The sequence below is a fragment of the Paraburkholderia sp. genome (assembly GCF_050742655.1).
GTDB lineage: Bacteria > Pseudomonadota > Gammaproteobacteria > Burkholderiales > Burkholderiaceae > Paraburkholderia.
Window position 1 is genome coordinate 1 of the sequence record NZ_JBOIGG010000072.1, and the last position, 1277, is coordinate 1277.

Genomic DNA, 1277 nt, shown 5'->3' on the forward strand with positions numbered 1-1277 from the left:
GATCAACAGGCCGCGCGTCCACAAGCCTGTATTGTAAAAGTTTTAACTTAATCTGACGGACGGTGTCTTCCGAGGCTCGATTTGAGCCATGGCGGGGGCGGAGCTGGTCGGGGTTGCGCAGCCCCCGCCATGGCTTCCAGAGGACACCATCATGACCAAGGACCAAAAAATCATTCGCGCCAAGGTCGGCCTGCTCGAACTTGCGAAACAGCTCGGCAATGTCAACCAAGCCTGCAAGATGATGGGCTACAGCCGCGACAGCTTCTATCGGTTCAAGGAGCTTTACGACAAAGGCGGCGAACTTGCGCTGCAGGAGATCTCGCGGCGCAAGCCCATTTTGAAGAACCGGGTGGCGCCAGAAATCGAGGAAGCGGTCGTGGCCCTTGCCATCGAGCAGCCCGCCTGGGGTCAGGTTCGCGTCTCCAACGAGCTTTTGAAACGAGGGATGACCGTCTCGCCCTTCGGGGTCCGCTCCATCTGGAGCCGGCACGATCTCACCACCATGAAGCTCCGTTTGAAAGCCCTCGAAGCGAAGATGGCGCAGGAACGTTTCATCCTCACCGAGAGCCAGCTCGCCGCGCTCGAGAAGGCCAAGGCCGAGAAGGAGGTGCGGGGCGAGTTCGAAACCGAATGTCCGGGCTATTGCGGCGCGCAGGACACATTCTATGTAGGTACGCTGAAAGGCGTCGGCCGCGTCTATCAGCAAACCTTCATCGACACCTATGCCAAGATCGGCTTCGCCAAGCTCTATGACCGCAAGACGCCGATCACCGCAGCCGATCTCTTGAACGACAGAGTTCTGCCCTTCTACGAGGAGAACGGCGTCGAGCTCCAGCGTATTCTCACCGACCGGGGCACGGAATATTGCGGCAATCCCGAGCATCACGAATACGAACTCTATCTCGCTGTCGAGAATATCGACCACACCCGAACGAAGGCCAAGAGCCCACAAACCAACGGCATTGTCGAACGATACCACAAGACCATGCTCAACGAGTTTTATCGCATCGCCTTCCGCAAGAAGATCTATGCGTCAATCGGCGAGCTGCAGAAGGATCTCGATGCATGGATGACAGAGTATAATGAGGCGCGATCGCATCAAGGACGCTACTGCTTCGGCAAGACGCCAATGCAGACGTTCCTTGACGCCCGGCCCATCGCGCAGGACAAACAAATAGGTGATCAGTTCATCGCCCAAATCCAGGCGTGAACATCAACCGGCCAGTTCATGCCGTCCGTCAGGTCAAATAAAAACTTCTACACATGAAGCCTTGCCC

The 1277-nt window shown here is 56.9% G+C and carries 1 protein-coding gene; it reads left to right on the forward strand.

Going from position 1 to position 1277, the window contains the following annotated elements:
- Nucleotides 1-151 precede the first annotated feature (151 nt).
- On the forward strand, nt 152-1210 hold the full coding sequence (locus tag ACREXZ_RS30850) for an IS481 family transposase (protein ID WP_431767916.1): 1059 nt from the start codon (nt 152-154) through the stop codon (nt 1208-1210).
- Nucleotides 1211-1277: the final 67 nt, after the last annotated feature.